General features: G+C 62.5%; 12 protein-coding genes. 10 read left to right on the forward strand and 2 right to left on the reverse strand.

Annotation, left to right across the window (positions count from 1 at the left end):
• Positions 1 to 20 precede the first annotated feature (20 nt).
• The 8 genes from O3298_RS25590 to gluQRS all read left to right on the forward strand — a co-directional run bounded on the left by O3298_RS25590 (position 21) and on the right by gluQRS (position 13,736).
• Positions 21 to 833 carry an outer envelope protein gene (locus O3298_RS25590; RefSeq protein WP_081922859.1) on the forward strand — a complete coding sequence of 271 codons (813 nt, stop codon included), beginning with the start codon at positions 21 to 23 and terminating at the stop codon, positions 831 to 833.
• A 78-nt stretch (positions 834 to 911) separates the two neighbouring features.
• Positions 912 to 2,777: a type VI secretion system baseplate subunit TssF gene (gene tssF, locus O3298_RS25595; RefSeq protein ID WP_305060853.1), complete on the forward strand. Its 1,866-nt coding sequence runs from the start codon at positions 912 to 914 to the stop codon at positions 2,775 to 2,777.
• The gene (tssG, locus tag O3298_RS25600; protein WP_305060854.1) at positions 2,741 to 3,781 is read left to right on the forward strand and encodes a type VI secretion system baseplate subunit TssG; all 1,041 of its coding nucleotides are present in this window, start codon (positions 2,741 to 2,743) and stop codon (positions 3,779 to 3,781) included. The genes tssF and tssG overlap by 37 nt, the downstream gene beginning before the upstream one ends.
• A gap of 78 nt (positions 3,782 to 3,859) precedes the next feature.
• Positions 3,860 to 6,001 carry a type VI secretion system Vgr family protein gene (locus O3298_RS25605; protein WP_305060855.1) on the forward strand — a complete coding sequence of 714 codons (2,142 nt, stop codon included), beginning with the start codon at positions 3,860 to 3,862 and terminating at the stop codon, positions 5,999 to 6,001.
• A gap of 2 nt (positions 6,002 to 6,003) precedes the next feature.
• A complete protein-coding gene (locus O3298_RS25610; RefSeq protein WP_305060856.1) occupies positions 6,004 to 7,302 on the forward strand; it encodes a DUF2169 domain-containing protein in 1,299 nt (432 codons plus the stop codon).
• Positions 7,299 to 12,293, forward strand: a complete 4,995-nt coding sequence (locus O3298_RS25615) for a PAAR-like domain-containing protein (RefSeq protein WP_305060857.1) — start codon at positions 7,299 to 7,301, stop codon at positions 12,291 to 12,293. The genes O3298_RS25610 and O3298_RS25615 overlap by 4 nt, the downstream gene beginning before the upstream one ends.
• Before the next feature lie 6 nt (positions 12,294 to 12,299).
• Positions 12,300 to 12,704 carry a hypothetical protein gene (locus tag O3298_RS25620; RefSeq protein ID WP_289906299.1) on the forward strand — a complete coding sequence of 135 codons (405 nt, stop codon included), beginning with the start codon at positions 12,300 to 12,302 and terminating at the stop codon, positions 12,702 to 12,704.
• Positions 12,705 to 12,809: 105 nt separating this feature from the next.
• Entirely contained in the window at positions 12,810 to 13,736 is a 927-nt protein-coding gene (gene gluQRS / locus O3298_RS25625; RefSeq protein ID WP_289918181.1) for a tRNA glutamyl-Q(34) synthetase GluQRS, read from the forward strand.
• 74 nt (positions 13,737 to 13,810) lie between these two features.
• Here the strand turns inward: gluQRS and O3298_RS25630 are convergent, their stop codons facing one another.
• Positions 13,811 to 16,036 carry a TonB-dependent receptor gene (locus tag O3298_RS25630; protein WP_305060858.1) on the reverse strand — a complete coding sequence of 742 codons (2,226 nt, stop codon included), beginning with the start codon at positions 16,034 to 16,036 and terminating at the stop codon, positions 13,811 to 13,813.
• 508 nt (positions 16,037 to 16,544) lie between these two features.
• Here O3298_RS25630 and O3298_RS25635 point away from each other — a divergent pair.
• Both O3298_RS25635 and bla read left to right on the forward strand, forming a co-directional pair.
• Positions 16,545 to 19,220 (forward strand): PAS domain-containing protein, encoded by a 2,676-nt coding sequence (locus O3298_RS25635; protein ID WP_305060859.1) that lies wholly within the window; start codon positions 16,545 to 16,547, stop codon positions 19,218 to 19,220.
• The gene (gene bla / locus O3298_RS25640; protein ID WP_305060860.1) at positions 19,213 to 20,106 is read left to right on the forward strand and encodes a class A beta-lactamase; all 894 of its coding nucleotides are present in this window, start codon (positions 19,213 to 19,215) and stop codon (positions 20,104 to 20,106) included. The genes O3298_RS25635 and bla overlap by 8 nt, the downstream gene beginning before the upstream one ends.
• On the opposite strand, the gene O3298_RS25645 is transcribed toward bla, so the two are convergent.
• Positions 20,107 to 20,541 carry a DUF695 domain-containing protein gene (locus tag O3298_RS25645; protein ID WP_305060861.1) on the reverse strand — a complete coding sequence of 145 codons (435 nt, stop codon included), beginning with the start codon at positions 20,539 to 20,541 and terminating at the stop codon, positions 20,107 to 20,109.
• Between the last annotated feature and the right edge of the window lie 22 nt (positions 20,542 to 20,563).

A 20,563-nucleotide genomic window follows, 5' to 3' on the forward strand; every position in this document is an offset into this window, starting at 1 on the left:
GCCTCACTACCACCCTGGGCATGGGCGCGACCGCCCAGGCTGCCGAATGGAGCGATACCGCGCTGAGCTGGCGCGCCGGCAATGACTACCGCGAGCCGTTCAATCCGGACGACATCAAGAAAAATATCTTTGCCATCACGCACGCCAGCGGCTACAAATACGGCAGCAACTTCGTCAACCTCGATTTCCTCATGTCCGACAGCAAGGACCCTGGCGCGCTGGGTAAAACCTCCGGCGCGCAAGAGGCGTACCTGGTCTACCGCAACACCATCGACATCGGCAAGGTGCGCGGCAGCGACATCAAGTTCGGCCCCGTGCGCGGCGTCGGCGTCACCCTGGGCTTCGACGTCAACACGAAAAATGACGTCGGCTACAACTCGCGCAAGCGCATGCTGGTGGCCGGCCCCACCCTGATGTGGGACGTTCCCGGTTTCTTCAACACCAGCCTGCTGTTGCTGCGCGAAAGCAACGCCCCCAGCGGCGCCTTCCCGCCCATCTCGCAGGTGACGGGCCGCTACACGTATAAAACGCACGCCATGCTGACGGGCGCCTGGGGCATCCCCCTGTCGCCGCTGTTCTCGTTCGAAGGTTTCTTCAATCTCATCGATTCAAAAGGCAACGATGAAGTGGGGCGCAAGACGGCGGTGGAAACGAATATCGACATGCAAGTGATGTTCGACGTGGGCGCGGCCCTGGGCAGCGCCAAGAACACCTTCCGCGTGGGCCTGGAATACCAGTACTGGAAGAACAAGTTCGGCAACTCGCCCGCCACCACGGGCAACGTGGGCCAGACGGCGAAGACGCCGATGATACGCGCGGAGTACCATTTCTAAAATTCATTGTTACGCATCAACACACACGGTCGCGCCTGATGCCAGCATGGAGCTTTCCTGCTGGCGGAGAGCGCGACCGTGGAACAACTATTGCCGTATTACGAGCGTGAGCTGGGCCTGTTCCGCCAGTACACGCGCGAGTTTTCCAGCCGCTATCCGAAGGCGGCTGGGCGCCTGCTGATCGCCGGCGAGACATGCGAAGACCCGCACATCGAGCGCCTGATCCAGTCCGTCGCCCTGCTCACGGCCAGGGTCGCCAAGCGCCTCGACGACGCCTATCCGCAATTTACCCATTCCCTGCTCGACACCCTGTATCCGCACTATCTGCGGCCGTTTCCCTCGTGCTCCATCGTGCGCATCGCCGCCGACGAAGCACCGGGCGGCGGCCAGCTGGCCCAGCTTGCGCATGTGGCGCGCGGCACGGTGCTGCGCTCGCAGCCGGTGCAGGGCGTGGCTTGCAAGTTCACCAGCGCGTATGACGTGACCCTGGCGCCGCTGACCATTTCTCGCCTGCATTTTTCACCGCTCCTCGACGCGCCGCCCGGCCTGCGCCTGCCCGCCGGCGCCAGCGCCTTGCTGAGCATTCAGTTCACCAGCAGCAGCGAACAGTACCACCTGGACCAGGCCGGCTTTTCCAGCCTGCGCCTGTTTGCCGATGGCGAACCGTCCGTGCGCGCCGCCCTGCTCGACGCCCTGTTCCTGCACGGCGCGGGCGCCTACGTGGCGCTGGACGAACACGGGCCGTGGCAAGCCGTCAATGGCACCTTGCTGGCGCCGGCCGGCTATGCGGACGACGAGGCGCTGATCCCCATTTCCGCCCGTTCGCACCCGGCCCTGCGCCTGCTGACCGAATACTTTGCCTTCCCGGAAAAATTTCACTTCATCGATATCGGATGGTCGCTGCTGGCGCCCCTGCTGCCGAAACAGTGCCGCCAATTCACCTTGCACCTGCCGCTCAAGGGCGTGCGCAGCGACAGCCACGAAGCGCGGCTCTTGTCCGGCGCCAGCCGCGACAACCTGCTGCTCGGCTGCACGCCCGTCGTCAATTTGTTTGCCAAGTCCGGCGTGCCGATCCGCCTCACGCATACCGAGCCCGACTACGCCCTGGTGGCCGATGCCACGCATGCGTTTGCCTACGACATCCACAGCATCGAAGCCGTCACCGTGGTGCGCAAGGATCAGGCCGGCGATCGCCTGAGCGCCTTCCTGCCGCTGTATGCCTCGCTGCAAGGCGCCCAGGGCGAATATGACCAGGAGCGTGGCCAGGAGTATGGTCAATACTGGCTGGCGCGCCGCGACGAAGCCGTGGCCGCCATCAGCCCCGGCCATGAAATGCGCCTGAGTCTGATCGACCCGCAATTCTCCCCGGACTGCGCGGCCAGCGCCACCGTCTCGACGCAGCTGCTGTGCAGCAACCGCGACTTGCCCACGCAGTTGCATTACGGCTTGCCCGGCGGCGACCTGCTGGCCGAAGACGTGCCCGACGGCATCCCCGCACGCTTCCTGCGCAAACCGTCACCGAGCATGCGCTTTCAGGCGGACACGCACTGGCGCCTGATTGCACACCTGTCGCTCAATTACTCGAGCCTGACGCAAGCGGGCCTGGGCGAATTCCAGAAAATGCTCAGTCTGTACGACCTGCCCCGCTCGCCCGCCACGCAGCGCTTGATCCAGGGCATCGTCACGCTCGAACACGGCAGCACGCGCGCGTGGATGCCCACCGTACCGTTTCCCACCCTGATGCCCGGCATCGCCATCCGCCTGGGCATCGACGAGCAAGCGTTCGTCGGCAGCAGCATCTATATTTTTGCCCAGGTGCTGCAGCGCTATTTCGCCCTGAACAGCCAGCTCAACTGCTTTAGCCAACTGACGCTGCGGTCCCAACGCAGCGGCGAGGAAATCCTGCGATGCCCGGAACGCAGCGCCGACGCCACGCCAGCGTGATCCAGCAATTGCTCGACGCGCCGCAGCGCTTCGAGTGCTTCCAGGCGCTGCGCCTGCTGCTGGCCTGGCTGGCCGCACACGGCGTCGACGAGCCCACGGCGCTGGCAAAGTTCGTGCGCTTCGACAATAGCGTCTCGCTGCGCTTTCCCGCCAGCCAGGTCGAGGCGCTCACGACCGGCGGCATAGCCGATGCCGATGCCCTGCTGCAAGCGCTGCTGTCCGGTCAGGGCCAGCCCATCCACCTCACGCCCGCCTTCATGGGCCTGCTGGGTTGCCAGGGCAGCTTGCCCAGCCACTATTCGGAGCGCATCGCCGCGCACCAGCATAGCGAACGCGAGAATGGCCCGCGCGCTTTTCTCGACCTGTTTTCCAGCCGCGCCGTCGCCCTGTTTTACCAGGCCTGGCAAAAATACCGCATCGAACAAGCCGGCCATGCCAAGGACTTCCTGTCGCGCCTGCTGGCCCTGGCCGCTTGCCGCCCGGGCCAGCACGAGGCGGCGGCCGGCCTGTACAGCGGCTTGCTCCAGCAACACGACGTCTCGTCCATCGTCATGGCGCGCATCCTCGGCGACCATTTCGGCGTGCCCTGCCACATCGACGAGGCGACGGGCGCCATGGACGTACTGGCGTCGCGCGAACAAACGGCGCTGGGCAGAGAAAACGCCGTGCTGGGCCAGCGCGCCCTCGTCGGCGGGCGCTGCCGCCGTCCCGACCTGGCCGTGCGCCTGCGCCTCGGCCCGCTCACGGCGCAGCAGCACGCCAGTTTCCTGCCCCGTGCCCCGGCCAGCCAGGCGCTGCGCCACATGCTGATGCTGTTCGGCCAGCCGCTCGTGCGCTACGACATCGTGCTGGTGCTGCGCGCCAGCGAGGTGCGGGGGGTGGCGTTGACGGCCGCGCCACAAGGCGGCCTCGGTTGCAACAGTTTCCTCGGCGATACGGCAGCGCCGCGCCACCGCGATGACATGCACTACGAAATGCAATTGATGCCCTCATTCAACGATTGAACCTTGCGGCCGCGCAAAAACGCCTGTGTTCGCTATTGCTACAGTCGGCCAACGATCCCTACCGTGAAGCGATGCACGATGAGCCAGTTCCCCGATACGACGGCGGCATGGACGGCAATAACGGGCGACATGCAGGGCCAACGCCTGCTGCGCCTGCACTTTCCGCAGGGCGATGGCCCCGCCGGTATCCAGTTCCTGGCCAACAGCCTGGCCGCGAGCGAAAGCCTGTCGCGCGACTTTTCCTATGTGGTGGAAGTGCTGTCCGAAAATGCCAGCATCGCGCTCGACAAAGTGATGGGCAAGATGGTGACCGTCGACCTGGTGCGCGAAGACGGCACCTTGCGCTACTTCAATGGCTACGTATTTGAATTTCGCTTCCTGCGCACGGACGGCGGTTTTGCGTTTTACGAAATGGTGCTGGAACCGTGGCTGTCGCACCTGCACTTGCGCCAAAACAATGTCGCCTTCCACGGTTTGACGGTGGCGGCGCTGACGGACAAGGTCTTCGATGATTACCTGATGCGCGACTACAAGCTGGCCGCCGGCGGCCCGGATCCCGCCATCACCTACACATGCCAGCACAACGAGAGCGACCACAACCTGCTGCACCGCCACTGGGAACAACTGGGCTGGCACTACCGCTACGAACACCGCCTTGACGGCCACACCTTGTGGCTGTCGGACGACAGCACATCCGGCAAGCCCATCGATGGTGAACTGAGTGAAATCCCCTTCCAGCATCAGGCCGGCTCCCTGGAAGACGATGGCGTGCATCAATGGAGCACCGTGCGGCGCATGGCGCCAAGCCAGATGACGGTAGCCAGCTTCAATTTCAAGAACCCGCGCAGCGCCCGCGCCAGCCGCGACTCGCTGAACCGGCAGGGCGCCGTGCCATCGCTGGAAGTATATGAAAACACGGGCAGCTACGGTTTTAAAAACATCGACGATGGAGAACAGCTGGCCCGGCGCCGCATGGAAGAGCGCGACGCCCAGGGACAGCTGTTCGAGGCGCAAGGCAACGATCGCACGGCGCAACCGGGACGCTGGTTCACCCTGGGCGGACATTTCGACAACGCAGCCAGCGAATACCTAATCCTGTCCGTGCACCACTACGCCAGCAACAACTATCAGCAAGGACACGGCGCCACTTCGCACTACAGCAACACCTTTACCTGCATCGCCCGCGCCATCCCCTGGCGCCCCGGCCGCAATTTCCATAGCCGCGAACCGAAGATCTACGGCGTGCAAACGGCCACCGTCGTCGGGCCGCCCGGCGAGGAAATCCACACGGACGGCTACGGGCGCGTGAAGGTGCAATTCCACTGGGACCGCCTGGGTACCTTCGACGACAAGAGTTCGCCGTGGATACGGGTGATATCGAACTGGGCCGGCCCGAATTTCGGCCACATCAGCCTGCCCAGGGTGGGCATGGAAGTGGCCGTGCAATTTCTCGACGGTAACGTCGCCATGCCCCTCATCATCGGCTGCGTCTACAACGCGCGCAACATGCCGCCGTGGGAGCTACCGGCGAACAAGACGCAGAGCGGCATGCTGAGCCGTTCCTCAAAGAAAGGTTCGACCGCGCACGCCAACGCCTTGCGCTTCGAAGACCGCAAGGATGCGGAAGAGCTGTGGCTGCATGCGGAAAAAGACCAGCGCATCGAAGTCGAGCATGACGAATCGCACTGGGTGGGCAATGACCGGCGCAAAACCGTCGACCGCGATGAAACCGTGCACGTCAAGCGCGACCGCACGGAAACGGTGGACCACGATGAAGACATCACCGTGCACAACAACCGCCGTGAGCGCGTCGACCATGACGAACACATCGACATCGGCGACAACCGCCGCGAACACGTGGGCGGCAACGAGCAGGTGCAGATCGACGGCCACCGCTCGGAACGGGTGACCCTGGCCAAGGACGAAACCATCGGCCTGGCCAAGGTGCTGACCATCGGCGCCGCCTACCAGACCACCGTCATCGGCGCCATGAACACCACCGTGGTGCTGGCGCAGGCCGAGCAGATCGGCCTGGCGAAAAGCGTCATCGTCGGCGCCGACAGCACACTCACGGCCGCCGACTCGCACACGATGACGGTGGGCACGTCCAGCATCACCATCACGCCGGGTCGCATCGAACTTGTTGCCGATGAAATCATCATCCGCGGCAGATCGAAGGTACAGATCCATGGCGATGACATCGACAACAATCCGGGCTGACGATGAACGACGCCGGCACAGCCCATTTCGATATTCCCAACCTGCTGTTCGACAACCGCACGCCGCATGCAGCCAGCCAGTTCGACATGCTCGACCAGTTTGGCGCAGCCTTCCATGTGGTGGTGGTGCGCATGGGCTACACGCTTGGCCCCTGCGGCGCGGACGGCCTGGCCAGCCTGCTGCCCATGGCGCGCCAGTCGCCGCTGGCCACGCAAGACCTGCATCTGGACGACGACACGCAGGCGGGCACCGTGCAGGAAAGCGACTTCGCGCCCTATAAACCGCGCTGCGACGTGATCGTCAATGGCGTGGCGCACGCGCCGCGCGGCCAGGCGATGCCGCAATTTCTCGTCAACCTGAAGGTGCAATCGGAAAAGAAGACCCTGATCGACAAGACCCTGCAAGGGTGCGGCGAACGCGCCTTCCGCAAGAAAGCCGTCCTCACGCGCCTGGTGCAAGGCTGTGCCCGCATCGCCACCGTGGGCTTGCTGCGGCCCAATCCGTGGCAGCTATCTGCACCGTTAGCGTTCCTGCAATTGCCGCTGCACTATGCCTACGCGTATGGCGGGCAATGCCGCATCGAGGCCGATGACTGCAACGCGGCGGCGCACGACTCCTGCCAGGCCAATCCCCTGGGACGCGGTTTCGCGCGGCACTGGTACCTGGATGGAAAACATATCGATGAGGTGCCCGCGCCCCGTATCACGCAGCCATCGCTGCCGTGCACGGCCGCCCAGTTCTGGCAAGGCGCCGGCGGCAAGGAACTGCCACCGCCAGCGGGGCTGGCCGTTATCGGCCGTGGCTGGCTGCCGCGCCGCGCGCTGACCGGCAACATCGTCGTCAAGGATCAATGGGATGCCGACGACATCCCCGCCCTGCCGGAAGACTTCGATTTCGCGTACTGGAACTGCACGCCGCCCGACCAGCAATGCCCGCATCTGGCGGGACTGGAACAATTCAGCTTGACCAATCTGTGCCGTCACGACCATCGCTCGGCCCGCATCGACCCGCGCGGCAACACGGTGCTGCGCTTTTCCCTGCCTCGGCAGGTGCTGTGTTTGCTGCTGGCGGACAAGAACGACCAGTTGCTCGTCTGGCGCCTGGCCATCGATACGGTGCTGGTCGATCCCGAGGCGGGCACCGTGGAACTGGTGTGGCGCGCCATCGTGCCGGCCGACGCGGGCCAGGTCGCGTCGCGCCTGCTGCACGTGATGGAGCCGGCGCAGATCGCCCGCATCGAACTGCTGGAGCAAGCGCAGGAAGCGCTAAGCGAAGCCGCCGGGCAAGGCAAGAAACCATGACGAATGAAACCGTCACCAAGGCCTCGCGCTTCTATTGCGTCAGCCTCAGCCCCGACATTTGCAAGACGCCCGTCGGCTCCAGCACGCCACCTATTCCCTACAACATCATCGGCGAATTTTCAGAGGCGCAAAACGCCTCGCCCAACGTCAAGTCGCACAGCGAGCCCGTCATCCTGCACCAGCGCAGCATCATTCCCACCGTCAAGGGCGACGCGGCCGGCAAGGCGGGCGGCGTCAAGAGCGGCACCGTCGGCAAGCAGGTCGACACCAAGGTGGCCAGCCCCATCCACCGCGCCAACGGCGCCAGCCTGGTGCAGATGGGGCGCGAAGTGTGGATGAATTCGCGCAATACCGTGGGCAAGATTTATGAACGGGGTGGGGAGGCGGCGAAGCCCATGCTCAAGGAACTGAAGGCGGCGATACGGGAAGCGGCACAAGATTACAAGGATCATGGCTCCAAGAAAATGCATGGCGCCGCCGAAGATCTGGTAGACGTGGGCGGCACCGTCCTGACAGGCAGTGCCGTGCTGGGTGTCGCCGGACTGGGCGCTGCGGCAACCGGCGTTGGCCTGCCGGCAGCTGCCGCGATGGAAACAGCGGCAGCAACTGGCGCGGTTACCGGCACGACGACCGTTGTGACAGGCACGGCCATGGAAGCGTCGGCCACGGTACTCGACCAGGCGGCCGATTACATATTGACAGGCAAGACCCCTGATTTACTCAATACGGCCTCGGACATCGTCACGAATGCGGCAGGCACATTACTGCAAACAGCGGTGTTCAGCAAGATTCCTGGTGGAAAAATACTGAGCAAATTCCTCGACAAAAAAGCGGCGCCGACCATCAACAAGGTGAAGGACAAGCTGGTCGGAAAAAAGCCGGACAAGCCACCACCCAAGCTCGACAAACCGCCCCCGAAAAACGGCGGCGACGACGGCAAGAGCCGTGGCAAGAAAGAACCGAAATCGGAGCCGCCTTCCGACTGCTGCCCCAAGGATAGCGGCCCCGCGAAAAAAACCGTCAAGGGCCGCAAGCCCGTGCATTTCGGCACGGGCCAGGAAATCCTGTACCAGACGGATTTCACGCTCGAACGCAGCATCCCCATCGCCTGGACGCGCTGCTACCGTTCCGGCGCCGAATGCGAAGACGGGGGCTTGCTGGGTGCGCGCTGGTCCACGCCCTACACCACCAGCCTGTCGCTGTGCGAGGCAGGCATCGTCTACCACGACGACAGCGGCCGCGCCCTGCGCCTGCCTGGTTTGGAACCGGGCCAGCGGCACGACAGCCGCAAGGAAGGTTTTACGCTCACGCGCGACGGCGCCGACACCTTTACCGTGCTATGGCGCGACGGCAGCGTCGACCGCTATGCGCGCGCCGAAGGCGGCTGGCTGCCGCACGGCTACGACGGCGTCAACGCCATGCAGGCCCCGTCCGCACCCATCGCCACGCAGCGCTTTGCACTCGTGCGTAGCGAAGGGCGCGACGGACGCGGCATCAGCATCGACCGCTTGATCGATACCAAGCCGGGCGAAGTGCTGCTGCGCCTGCGCAGCGACGATGGCAGCGTGCTCGAAGCCATGCGCGGGGAGTCGGAAAAGGCCATCCACATCGGAAGAGTCGACGAGGTGTTGCCAGACGGCAGCCGCCTCTGCCACGTCCGCTACGCCTATGCCGTCGAGACGAACGATACCCTGGCGCCCTTCGCGCCGCGCCACAACCTGATCAGCCAGTCGAATGCGCTCGGTGACACGCGTTGCTACAGCTATCGTCACCACCTGCTCACGTCGTGCAGCAGCTACACGGGTTTTAGTTACGAGCTGGAATGGATCAGCCTGGACGCGCTGCGCGCCCGCTGGAGCGGTTCCCCCTTGAGCGAGCAGGAGCTGGTCGAACGTTTCCCCGTCACCCTGGCCAACAGTTACCAGGCGCGCGCCATCGCCACGCTCGCCCAGGACGGCAGCGAGCACACGCGCATCGATTATGTGGACAACGACACCAGCCGCGTCACGGAAAACGGCGGCGTCCTCGAATACACATTCGACGCCAACTGGCTGGTCACCGAAGTGCGCCGCGTCATCGATGGCAAGGCTGCCTCGCTGGGCCGGCGCGAATGGGATCGCGATGGCATGCTGCTGGCCGATATCGACGCCAACGGCGCCGCCATGCGCTATGCCTACGATGCAGCCGGCAACCTGACCCGCAGCACCGATGCCAAGGGACACAGCAGCAGCATCGCATACGATGCTGGAAATCAACCTATCGCCTTCACGGATGCGCTGGGCAACACCACCCTGCGCGAATACGACGCGGCAGGCCGTCCCGTCAGCATCACGGATGCATTGGGCCACGTCACGCGCTATCGCTACGACCAGCGCGGCCAGTTGGTGGAGCTGATCGACGCCAGGGGCGGCAGCAAGCATTTTCAGTACAACCGTCAGGGCTGGCTGACCGCCTACACGGACTGCTCCGGCCATACCAGCGAATACCGCTACGATGCGCTGGGGCGGCTGGAAGCGGCCCGCGATGCACTGGGCCATACCACCCGCTATGCCTATGACGCGCTGGGCCGGCTGATCCGTCTCACGGCGCCCGATCAAACCCGGGAGCAATACGCCTACGATGGGGACGGCAATCTGCTCCTGCACGTGGATGCGGCCGATCAGCAGACGCGCTACCGCTACAACGGCCAGGGCTTGCCCGTCGAACGCACGGACGCCATCGGCCAGACTTTGCAGTATCGCTACGATGGCGCGCTGCAACTAACGGAATTGATCAATGCCAAGGGCGAAAGCTACCGGCTCGCGTATCACACGGAAGGCTGGCTGACGTCGGAAACAGGCTTCGACGGCAAGCGCACCGAGTACAGTTACGACCAGGCCGGCAACCTGACCGCCACCGAGTGCGGCAGCAAGCGCACGCAGTTGCTGCGCGACGCGCTCGGTTTGTTACAAGTCAAGACCACGGCGGATGGCGTGGTGCGCTACGCCTACGATGCGCTGGGCCGCCTGACGGCCGTGTCCGCGCCACAAGCCGAACAGCGCTTTGTCCACGACGCGCTGGGCCAGCTGATCGAGGAGCGCAGCGCCTGTTTCCTGCAAGACTTGCCAGCGACGGCACGGTTGCCGAACGCCCCGCGCGTACCGGACGCCAGCTTTGTCATGACGCACGCCTATGACGAACTGGGCAACCGTATCCAGACGGTCTTGCCGAACGGTCGCCGCATCGATACCTTGCGCTACGGTTCCGGCCACTGGCATGGCGTACTGTGGCAAGGCAAGGCCGTGGTTGACGTGGAGCGCGACAAGCTGCACCGGGAAAAGCAGCGGCAGCTGGGCAGCAGCGGCTTGCTGGCCACGCGCCAGTACGACCCGCAATCGCGGCTCACCCAGCTGACCCTGGCACGCGGCGCCGATGCGCCCGCCCCTGTGCGCGAACGCCGCTTCGACTACGATGCGCAAGGCAACCTGACCACTATTTTCCAAACGGGTTCCACGGCTGCCGGCCCGCTCGGCAAACTCAGCTACGCCTATGACCCCGTCGGACAGTTGCTGTCCGCCGTGCAAGCGGGCCTGGCCGAACATTTCGCCTTCGACCCGGCAGGCAATCTGGTCGACACTGCGCCCGCTACCGGCAACGTCCTGCAACGCTACGGCGATACGGAATACGACTACGACGAGCAAGGCAATGCCACCGGCAAGCGCTTCCATCCACCGGGCAGGGAATCGACGTGGAGCGACCTGGCGCTTGAATACGACGCCGAAAACCGCCTCAGCCACACCACCAGGACAGAACGCCAGTCGCGCCACCACGCCCGCTATTTTTATGACGCCTTCAGCCGCCGCATCGCCAAGCGGGTAGAAGAAGCACACTGGAGCAATCGGCAGGACATCACCAAAGACCAGCCCGCACGCACTAGCGCCGCCACCACCTTCTTCGTCTGGGACGGTGACACGCTGGCGCAGGAACTTGGGCACGACGAGACTGTCACATATTTGTACGAGCCGGACAGCTTCGTGCCGCTGGCCAGGATCAGTTCGCCAACCTGCCGCCAGGCAAGTGCGGTCTACCTGCCGCGCATCGCACAGTGGGATTTACCCGCCACCCGGCACGACGTCGAACTGCAGGCAGCCATTGCGCAAGAACAGGCGGACATTGAAGCGCATCATGTATCGGCATGGCAAGGTATCCAGGCAGCAGCCGGCGACGCGGCAGCATGCGACCGCATCACCCACTACCACTGCGACCACCTGGGCACGCCACGCGAGCTGACGGATGCGCAAGGAAACGTGGTCTGGAGCGGGCGCTACAAGGCTTGGGGGCGCTTGCTTTATGTGGAAGGGGAAATCGAGCAGCCGCTGCGGTTTCAGGGGCAGTATGAGGATCAAGAGACTGGACTGTTTTATAACCGATATCGCTACTATGACGCTGGCATTGCAAGGTACTTGACGCAGGATCCGATAGGATTATTAGGAGGGCTGAACGGATATACTTATGTTCAATCACCAACCCAATGGATCGATCCACTGGGTTTGTCTGCTGGATGCCAAAAAAATACACCTTGCGACCCTTGCGCTGGGAAGGATCCTGCATCCGAAGCAAGGGCAACTCAAGGAACAGCAACATACCCAAACAATCCTTACGCTTTTGTAGATACTTATACCAATATGGTATTAAAAAAGGGGACAATTTTATATTCCTTATCACCAGGAGCAGCACCAGGCTTTGGCGTCACAAATCATACCCTAATGAAATCAGCCGGCGACGTAAAGAAGTATCATGAGCTAACCCAGGTAACCGCAGGGAAAGATAGCATGGGCAATCCACGATCTATGAGGACAGAAGTACAAGTCTATCGCGTAAACAAAGATATTTGCGTAGCAAAAGGAATAGCAACAGCAAATACACAATTTGGTAGCGGTGGCGCAACACAATATTACGTTTCCCCATCAGACATAAGCAGCCTCACCCCTGGAATAAGAAGAAAGATATAAATTCAGATGAAAAATAAAAAATACTGGAAAAACAATGGAACTAAAGAAAATCCCACATACGACTTCATATATCCTAGGTCATGGAGTGAAGAAGAAATACTTGAAGAAAATAAAAGAAATATTGAAAAAATAAAAAATAGAAAATGCGAATGGGTAGATCATCTGGAACATATGCCAAAAAATATAATGATCGCACTAATAAATGAGATGGAAAAAGGAAATATACTAAAAAGCATAAGCAACAATAACTGGCCAAACAATGGAAGCATTGTAGTTAGCTTCAGAGATAAATTTCATGAGGAAAATAAAAAATTATCTGGAATTCAATGGCGAGAATTAAATGATCCCCACTATTGCAAAGAGGAGATAGCAGAGATTTTCAATAAAGTAGAGTATTTACTAATTAACTAACCTGTCGCCCGATTTGACACACCTCGTTCGCTCCCCGATACTGGACTCCAACCATAGCCAACTTCACAAGCGCAGACTACCTGTGTAGCGCTTGCGCCAGCACGAATGAACAGTTCTCACCTCGCCGTCCCCTACATCGGCCGCTTCGCCCCCTCCCCCTCAGGCCCCCTGCACATGGGTTCGCTCGTTGCCGCCATGGCCAGTTATCTCGATGCGAAGGTGCATCAAGGAACGTGGCTGCTGCGCATCGAGGATCTGGACTATGACCGTAATGTCGAGGGTGCCGATCTGGGCATCCTGGCCAGCCTGCAACGCTGCGGCATGCAGTGGGATGGCGAGGCGACGTGGCAGAGCAAGCGCTTGCCGCTGTACGAGGCGGCGCTGAAGCAGTTGCAGGACGATGGCCTCGTGTATGCGTGCGGCTGTTCGCGCAAGGAAATCCAGGATTCGGTACTGCAGGCGGGTGGCCCCAAGGGTGGGGCCGCCGTGTATCCGGGCACTTGCCGCCATGGCTTGGCGCCGGGCAAGGCGGCACGGGCCTTGCGGCTGCGGGTGCCGCAGGGAGCCGAAGCCGTGTACGCCTTTGCCGACCGCTGGGCGGGTCCGCAGCGGCAGGACCTGGCCAGCGAGGTGGGCGACTTCATCGTGCTGCGCGGCGATGGTTACTGGGCGTATCAGCTGGCCGTCGTGGTCGACGATGGCGCGCAGGGCATCACGCAGGTGGTGCGCGGCGCGGATTTGCTCGATTCCACGCCGCGCCAGCTGTATCTGCAGGATGTGCTGGGCTTGCCCCACCCCGGTTTCCTGCACGTGCCTGTCGTCACGAACGACAGCGGCGAAAAGCTGTCCAAACAGACGGGCGCCCTCGCCTTTGATACGGCAAGCAATGCCGCCGACCTGCTGGCGTCGGCGCTGCTGCCGGCGGCCCGCTTCCTCGGCCTCGACGTGCGTGCCGACAAGGTGGAAGACTTCTGGCGGCAAGCCATTCCCGCCTGGGCGCAGCGGCTGGCGCAGCTTCCCGAGCATCCATAAAAAAACCCGCCGCGGCGAACCGGGCGGGCAGCAATGCAGGCGCCAGCACATGGCCGGCACCTGGTATCAGGCAATTAGAAGTTGCCCTTGAACTGCACACCAAACTGACGTGGCTCATTGATGAAGCCCGTGCGGTTGTTGAAGTCGATGGCGCCCGTGATACGCTGGGTGTCGGTGATGTTGCGGCCAAAAACGGCCATTTCATACTTGCCGGCATCCCAGGTGTAGCCCACGCGCAAGCCACCTTCGACCATCGGCTTGCCGGTGAACTCGGTGGACTCGTACAGGAAGAAGTTGATCTTGCTGCGGTAAGCCCAGTCCGTGAAGACGAAGAATTCACCGTTTTCCATCGGGATCGAATAACGGCCCGTGGCGGTAACCGTCCACTTCGGCGCTTGCGGCAACGGATTGCCATTGATGATGGCGAAGCCGGCGGCGTTTTTCGGATCGGTCACGGTGCAGCTGCGGCACGGGGTTACCGACAGGCTCGGGTCCTTGATTTCCGTGAAGTTATAGCTGCCGCCCAGGGACATCTTCAGGCTAGGCGTGACAAAACCTTCCAGTTCCAGTTCCGCGCCGCGGCCATTCGTCTTGGCTGCATTGATCAAACGCGTCACGTTCGCGGTGCCGCCCACGACCGTCAGTTGCTGGTTCTTCACCTGGTAGTCGTACACGCTGAACGCGACGCGGGCGCGGCGGTTGAACAGGTCGGCCTTGATGCCCGCCTCAACCGAGGTGATCGTTTCCGCATCGGCCACGGTCACAGACACATCCTTGCTGGCTGGCGCGATACTTGGCGCGCGGAAACCGGTAGCGATACGGCCGTAGAAGTTCACGTCCTTGTTGTACTTGTAGGTACCGCTCAGGTCCCAGTTGACCTTGGCTTTGCTGACATCGGCGCTGGTCGGGTTGATTTGCGGGACGTTGGTCGCAATCACCGTGTTGAAATCCTTCTTGTCCTTGGTGTAGCGCAAGCCGGCACGCACCATGAAGTCATCGTTGACGGCGTAGTTGACGGAACCGAAGGTGGCCCAGGCACTGTTTTTCTGGCGGCTGGCCAGGTGCGAAACGAGCGCATGGTCGCTACCGCCGAAATTATCCGTGTAGCCGTTGGCATCTTCATTGAAGTAGTACACGCCAGCCTGCCAATTGAGCGGACCGGCATTTTTCGATTCGGCGCGGAATTCTTGCGAGTATTGTTTTACGCTGCTGATGCCGCCAGCCGTTTCAACCGGGAATGGAATCTTTGGCACCATGCCCGGCGCGCCACCGTCGATGTCGCCATGCGACACATACTTGCCCACGCGTTCGAAACCGGTGATCGAGTACAGCTTCACGCCGTCGAGTTCCCAGCTCAGGCGAGCGCTGGCGCCATTGGTGCGCAGTTCCTGGAAATTCAAGGCATCGGTGTAGGATTTGGTCGGATTGAAACCGTCGACCAGGTCATTCGTGCCCAGCTTGATGGCGTTGGCGAAGAACACGCGCGCGCTGCCCGTGGTGCTGCGCTGATGCACATTGAACAGGGCGTTGAACGTGCCGTTCGGCGCATACATCAATTGCACGCGTTCCGCGTGTTCGTTGTAGCCGTCCAGCGCATTTTTCTGGCCCGTAAACGTGTTGTCGACGTAATCGTCGCGGTGCTGGCGCAAGGTCGAGACACGCATGGCCCATTCTTTGCTCAGCGGCACGTTGACGGCGCCGTCGAAATTGGTGGTGTTGTGCGTGGCGGCGGAAACGTTGTAATAGCCTTCAACCTTGTCCAGGTTCGGCTTGACGGATTCGAACTTGACCACGCCGGCAGGCGTATTGCGGCCGAACAAGGTGCCTTGCGGGCCGCGCAGCACTTCCACGCCAGCCACGTCGAAAATCGGATAGCCCTTGAGGATAGGATTTTCTTGCACGACATCGTCGTAAATCAGGGAAACAGGTTGCGATGCAAAGATGTTGAAGTCGGTATTGCCGTAGCCGCGGATGTAGAAGCGGGGGAAAGTGCGGCCATTCGACGATTCCACGTTCAGGCTCGGCACTTTGCCGGCCAGCACGCGAATGTCTTGTCCACCGGACACCAGCACGTCGAGCTTCTCGTCGCGCAGCAGCGACACGGAGACGGGCACGTCGCGGATATTTTCCTTGCGGCGCTGCGCCGTCACGGTCACGGTTTCCAGCTGGCTGGCGGCAGGGGTCGTATCAGCAACGACTTCATCAGCATAAGCCGAGCCGATAGGCAAGGCAGCGGACAGTGCCAGCATAGCAGCGCTTTTGGCGCACAAACGCTTGTGCATCTTGGACATCTTGATCATGTTGTTTCCCAGAAGTTTAAAAAAGAATTGCGAAACCTGTCTCCGGGTTATGTACGGCGCTGGATGATCGTTTGCACCATTTCGGTGCAACAGCGCGAGCGGATGTCTCTCCGCTCTCGGCGTCACTGGCTCTGCCCTGGCTGTCGTCCAAGCTGACAGCGGTTCTGGCCGCATCTCCGGGATGTCTGATGAACACCAACTTTTAAGTAAGGCGCCAATTTAATTCAAGCGCCTTATGCGCTGCAAGAATATTGTTATGTAAAATATTCATTCATCAACATAAAGGCCAGACTAGTGGTTATTCAGCCACAATAGCGTGCTCGCCTTGCTATTTCCTCCGATGCCATGCCGCGTGACGCACCTTTTCGCCAGGCCAGCCGAAAGCGGAATTGCTGCCCTGCGAGACAGCCCCGAGGGTAAAAATAGTTGTAATATCGCCAGAATGAAGTTGCCAGGCCGCCCCATTCCAGTGCGGCACCGGCCCCCTGCACCATCATCGATAGCCTCCATGCCAGAACCCAGCCAGCCCAGCAACGCCGTCCCGTCCTCCACCGTCGCCGCCCAGGCGGCGCATCTGCTGCTGAGCGCCCATTGCGACATCGTCTGGAGCACGAAAACCTTCGGCCTGTTCGATGCCGACCAGCCGTCCTGGCGCGCCTTCACGGGCCAGACCGAGGCCGAACTGCTGGGCCGCGGCTGGGTCAATGCCCTGCATCCGGACGACCGCAACTTGCCTTACGTCATGCCATCGCATTTGACCAGCGTGTTCGAAGCGGAATACCGGCTGCGCCACGTCAGCGGCGCCTACCGTAACATGCTCGTGCGCATGTTGCCCGTGCTGGCGCCCGACGGCAGCATCGTTGAATGGCTGGGCTCGCATAGCGACGTGACGCGGCAACGGCAGACGGAACAGCGGCTGCGCCTGGCCATGCAGGGCGGCCGCATGGGCACGTGGGAGATCGACCTGGGCAGCGGCAGCATGGCCGGCTCCGACGCCTTCAAGGCGAACCTGGGCCTGCCGCCTGACAGCCGCATCGATTACGCGCAACTGACGGGCGCCATGCTCGACGGCGACCTGCAGCATTGGCAAACGGTGGTGCACGCGGCCATCGCCAGCGCCAGCGATTTCGAAATCGACATCCGCGTGCGCTGGCCCGATGGTTCACTGCACTGGGCGCACATGCGCGGCACCTGCGCCAGCGATGGCGCCGGCAACGTGATCGCCCTGTCCGGCATTTCGCTCGACCTGACAACCAGCAAGCAGAACGAGGAAACCCTGCGCCTGACCCTGGCGGCCGGCGAAGTGGCCACCTGGAACTGGGACATCGTGGCAGACCGGGTCACGGCCGACAGCAATATGGCGCGCTTGTTCCCCGTCAATGCCGATGCGGCCACGGCGGCGCCGCTGGCACGCTACCTGGACATCATCCATCCCGATGACCGCGAGCAAGTCAGCGCGCAGATTGCCCAGGCGCTGCAGGCGCACACGCCGTTCGAGGCCAGCTACCGCGTCGGCGCCGGCGATGGCCAGTACCGCTCGGTCATCGCGCGGGGCCGTGCGGAATACGCGCCCGATGGCACGCCCCTGCAATTGCCCGGCGTCCTGCTCGACATCACGCGCCAGAAACAGGTGGAAGATGCGCTGCGCCGCAGCGAGGAACGCTACCGCACCCTGATCGAGCTGATGGACCAGGCTTTTTGCGTCATCGAAATGCTGTACGACGAGCAAGGCCGCCCCATCGATTTCCGCTACCTGGAAGGCAACCCCGCCTTCGTCAAGCAGTCGGGACTGGACAATGCCATCGGCAAGACCATCCGCAGCTTCGTGCCCGACCACGACCAGCACTGGTTCGACATGTACGACCAGGTCGTCAAGACCGGCGAGCCCGTGCGCTACGAAAACGAAGCCGTGGCCATGGAGCGCTGGTTCGAAGTCTTCGCCGCGCGCCTGGGCGGCCCCGGCAGCCGCCTGCTGACGGTATTGTTCAGCGACATCAGCGAGCGCAAGCGTTCTGAGCAGCAATTGCGCCAGCTGGCCGACAACCTGTCCGAAATGGACCGGCGCAAGACGGAATTCCTGGCCACGCTGGCGCACGAACTGCGCAACCCGCTGGCGCCCATCCGCAACGGCTTGCAAATCATGCGCCTGGCCGCCGACAAGCCCGCCACCGTGGCGAGAGTGCGCGACGTGATGGAGCGGCAAGTCAATCAGATGGTACATCTGGTCAACGATTTACTGGACGTGGCCCGCATCACGCGGGGCCAGATCGAACTCAAGCTGGAACGCGCGGACTTGAAAACCATCATCGCCAGCGCCGTGGAAACGAGCATGCCGCTGATCGAGGCCAGCCGCCATCAATTGCAGGTACAAGTCGATGAGCAGGCGCTGCCGCTAGAGGCCGACCCCACGCGCCTGGCGCAAGTGCTGGGCAATTTGCTCAACAATGCCGCCAAGTACACGCCGGCCGGCGGCCAGATCAGCTTGCGCGCGCGGCGCGATGGCAACGAGGCATTGATCGAGGTCACGGACAGCGGCGTCGGCATCCCCGCCGAGTCGATCACGACCGTGTTTGACATGTTTACGCAGGTGGGGCAAAACATGGGCCGCGCGCAGGGCGGGCTGGGCATCGGCCTGTCGCTGGTGCGGCGCCTGGCCGAGTTGCATGGCGGCAGCGCCACGGCGGCCAGTCCCGGCGCCGGCCTGGGCAGCACCTTCAGCGTGCGCCTGCCCCTGCTGGCGGAGGCAGCGGCAGCGCCCGCAACAGTGGCCACGCCCGCCAGTGCCGCCGGCGGTCCGCATTTCCGCGTGCTGGTGGTCGACGACAATGTCGATGCGGCCGATACCCTTGCCGCCGTGCTCGACATGATGGGCCATGCCACGCAAGTGGCCCACGACGGCGCACAGGCCCTGGCCGTGGCGCCGCAATTTTTACCGGACGTCATCTTCCTCGACATCGGCTTGCCCGGCATGAACGGCTACGAAGTGGCGCGCGCGCTGCGCCGGATACCGGCCGGCGCCAACGTCGTGCTCGTTGCCTTGACGGGCTGGGGCGCCGAAAACGACCGCAGCCAGTCGAGCGCGGCCGGCTTCGACCACCATCTGACCAAACCGGCCAACCTGCTTGCCATCGGCGAACTGCTGGCCACCCTTTCCACTCCAACAACACTGACCGACCATGACTGAATCCCTGAACCACGTCCGCCGCCACCTCCTGCTGGCCGGCGGCACCGCCCTGCTGTGCCCGACACCGCTGCTGTTTGCCGCGCCCGCCACCGGTATCGCCGCCGCCCAGACGCAGCTGGCCGCGCTGGAACAGGCCGCAGGCGGACGCCTCGGCGTTGCCGCCTGGCGCCACGGCAGCGAACAGCGCGTTGCCTATCGCGCCGACGAACGCTTTCCCCTGGCCAGCACCTTCAAGGCCATGCTGGCGGGCGCCGTGCTGGCCCGCAGCGTCAGCCAGCCGGGTTTGCTGGATCAGCACGTGCGCTACGAGAAAAAAGAACTGGTCACGTATTCGCCCATCACGGAAAAGCATCTGGCCGACGGCATGAACGTGGCCGACCTGTGCGCCGCCACCTTGCAGTACAGCGACAATAGCGCGGCTAATTTCTTGATGAAAATATTGGGCGGACCGCAAGCCGTGACGGCGTTTGCGCGCAGCATCGGCAATACGGTATTCCAGCTGGAACGCTGGGAAACGGAATTGAATAGCGCCATTCCCGGCGAAGTGCGCGACACGGCCAGCCCCGCGTCCATGGCGCACAGCTTGCAGCAATTGTTATTGGGAAATAGTTTGCCAACACCGCAGCGCCAGCAACTGGACGCGTGGATGCGCGGCAACACGACGGGCGACAAGCGCATCCGCGCCGGCGTGCCTGCCGGCTGGCAGGTGGCGGATAAAACGGGTTCGGGCGCGTATGGCAGCGTCAACGACATCGGCGTCGCCTACCCGGCCAGCGGCGCGCCGCTGATCATCGCCGTGTACTACACGCGCGAACAGAAAAAAGCGGACACGAACCAGGACATCATCACGGCCGCCACGCGCATCGTGGCCGCCGCATTGACGTAATTACTTCGGCAGCGCGGCCATGAAGCCTGCATACGTGGACCAGGCGGGGTCGGCCGCGCTGCGGATTTCAATCGGGAACTTTGGACGCGGCGCCAGCGCCTTGTTCAGGCGATTGAAGAATTCTTCGCCCGACTGCGTGTAATAAATCCATTCGCGCAAGTTCTCGCCCGTCGACACCAGCGCCAGCGTGGCGAAGCCTTCCTCTTCCACCACGGGCGCCAGCGCCGCTTCCAGCTCTTCCATGTGCTCGCGCTCGTTCGGCGCGGGCATGCCCGTCTCGTCCTCATAACGCCAGGCGATGATGATGCGGTCCGGCTGCGACGACAGATCCCAATCGTCATGGAAAGTGTCGACATAGCGGTAGATGATGGCCATCTCGTCGCTATGCGTGACGATGGTGCCCCAGCTGCGGGCGGAAGTGGAATTTTCGTTCATGGTTGCAACAGTCAAAAAAAAC

The organism is Janthinobacterium sp. SUN137 (assembly GCF_030587265.1).
GTDB lineage: Bacteria > Pseudomonadota > Gammaproteobacteria > Burkholderiales > Burkholderiaceae_D > Janthinobacterium > Janthinobacterium kumbetense.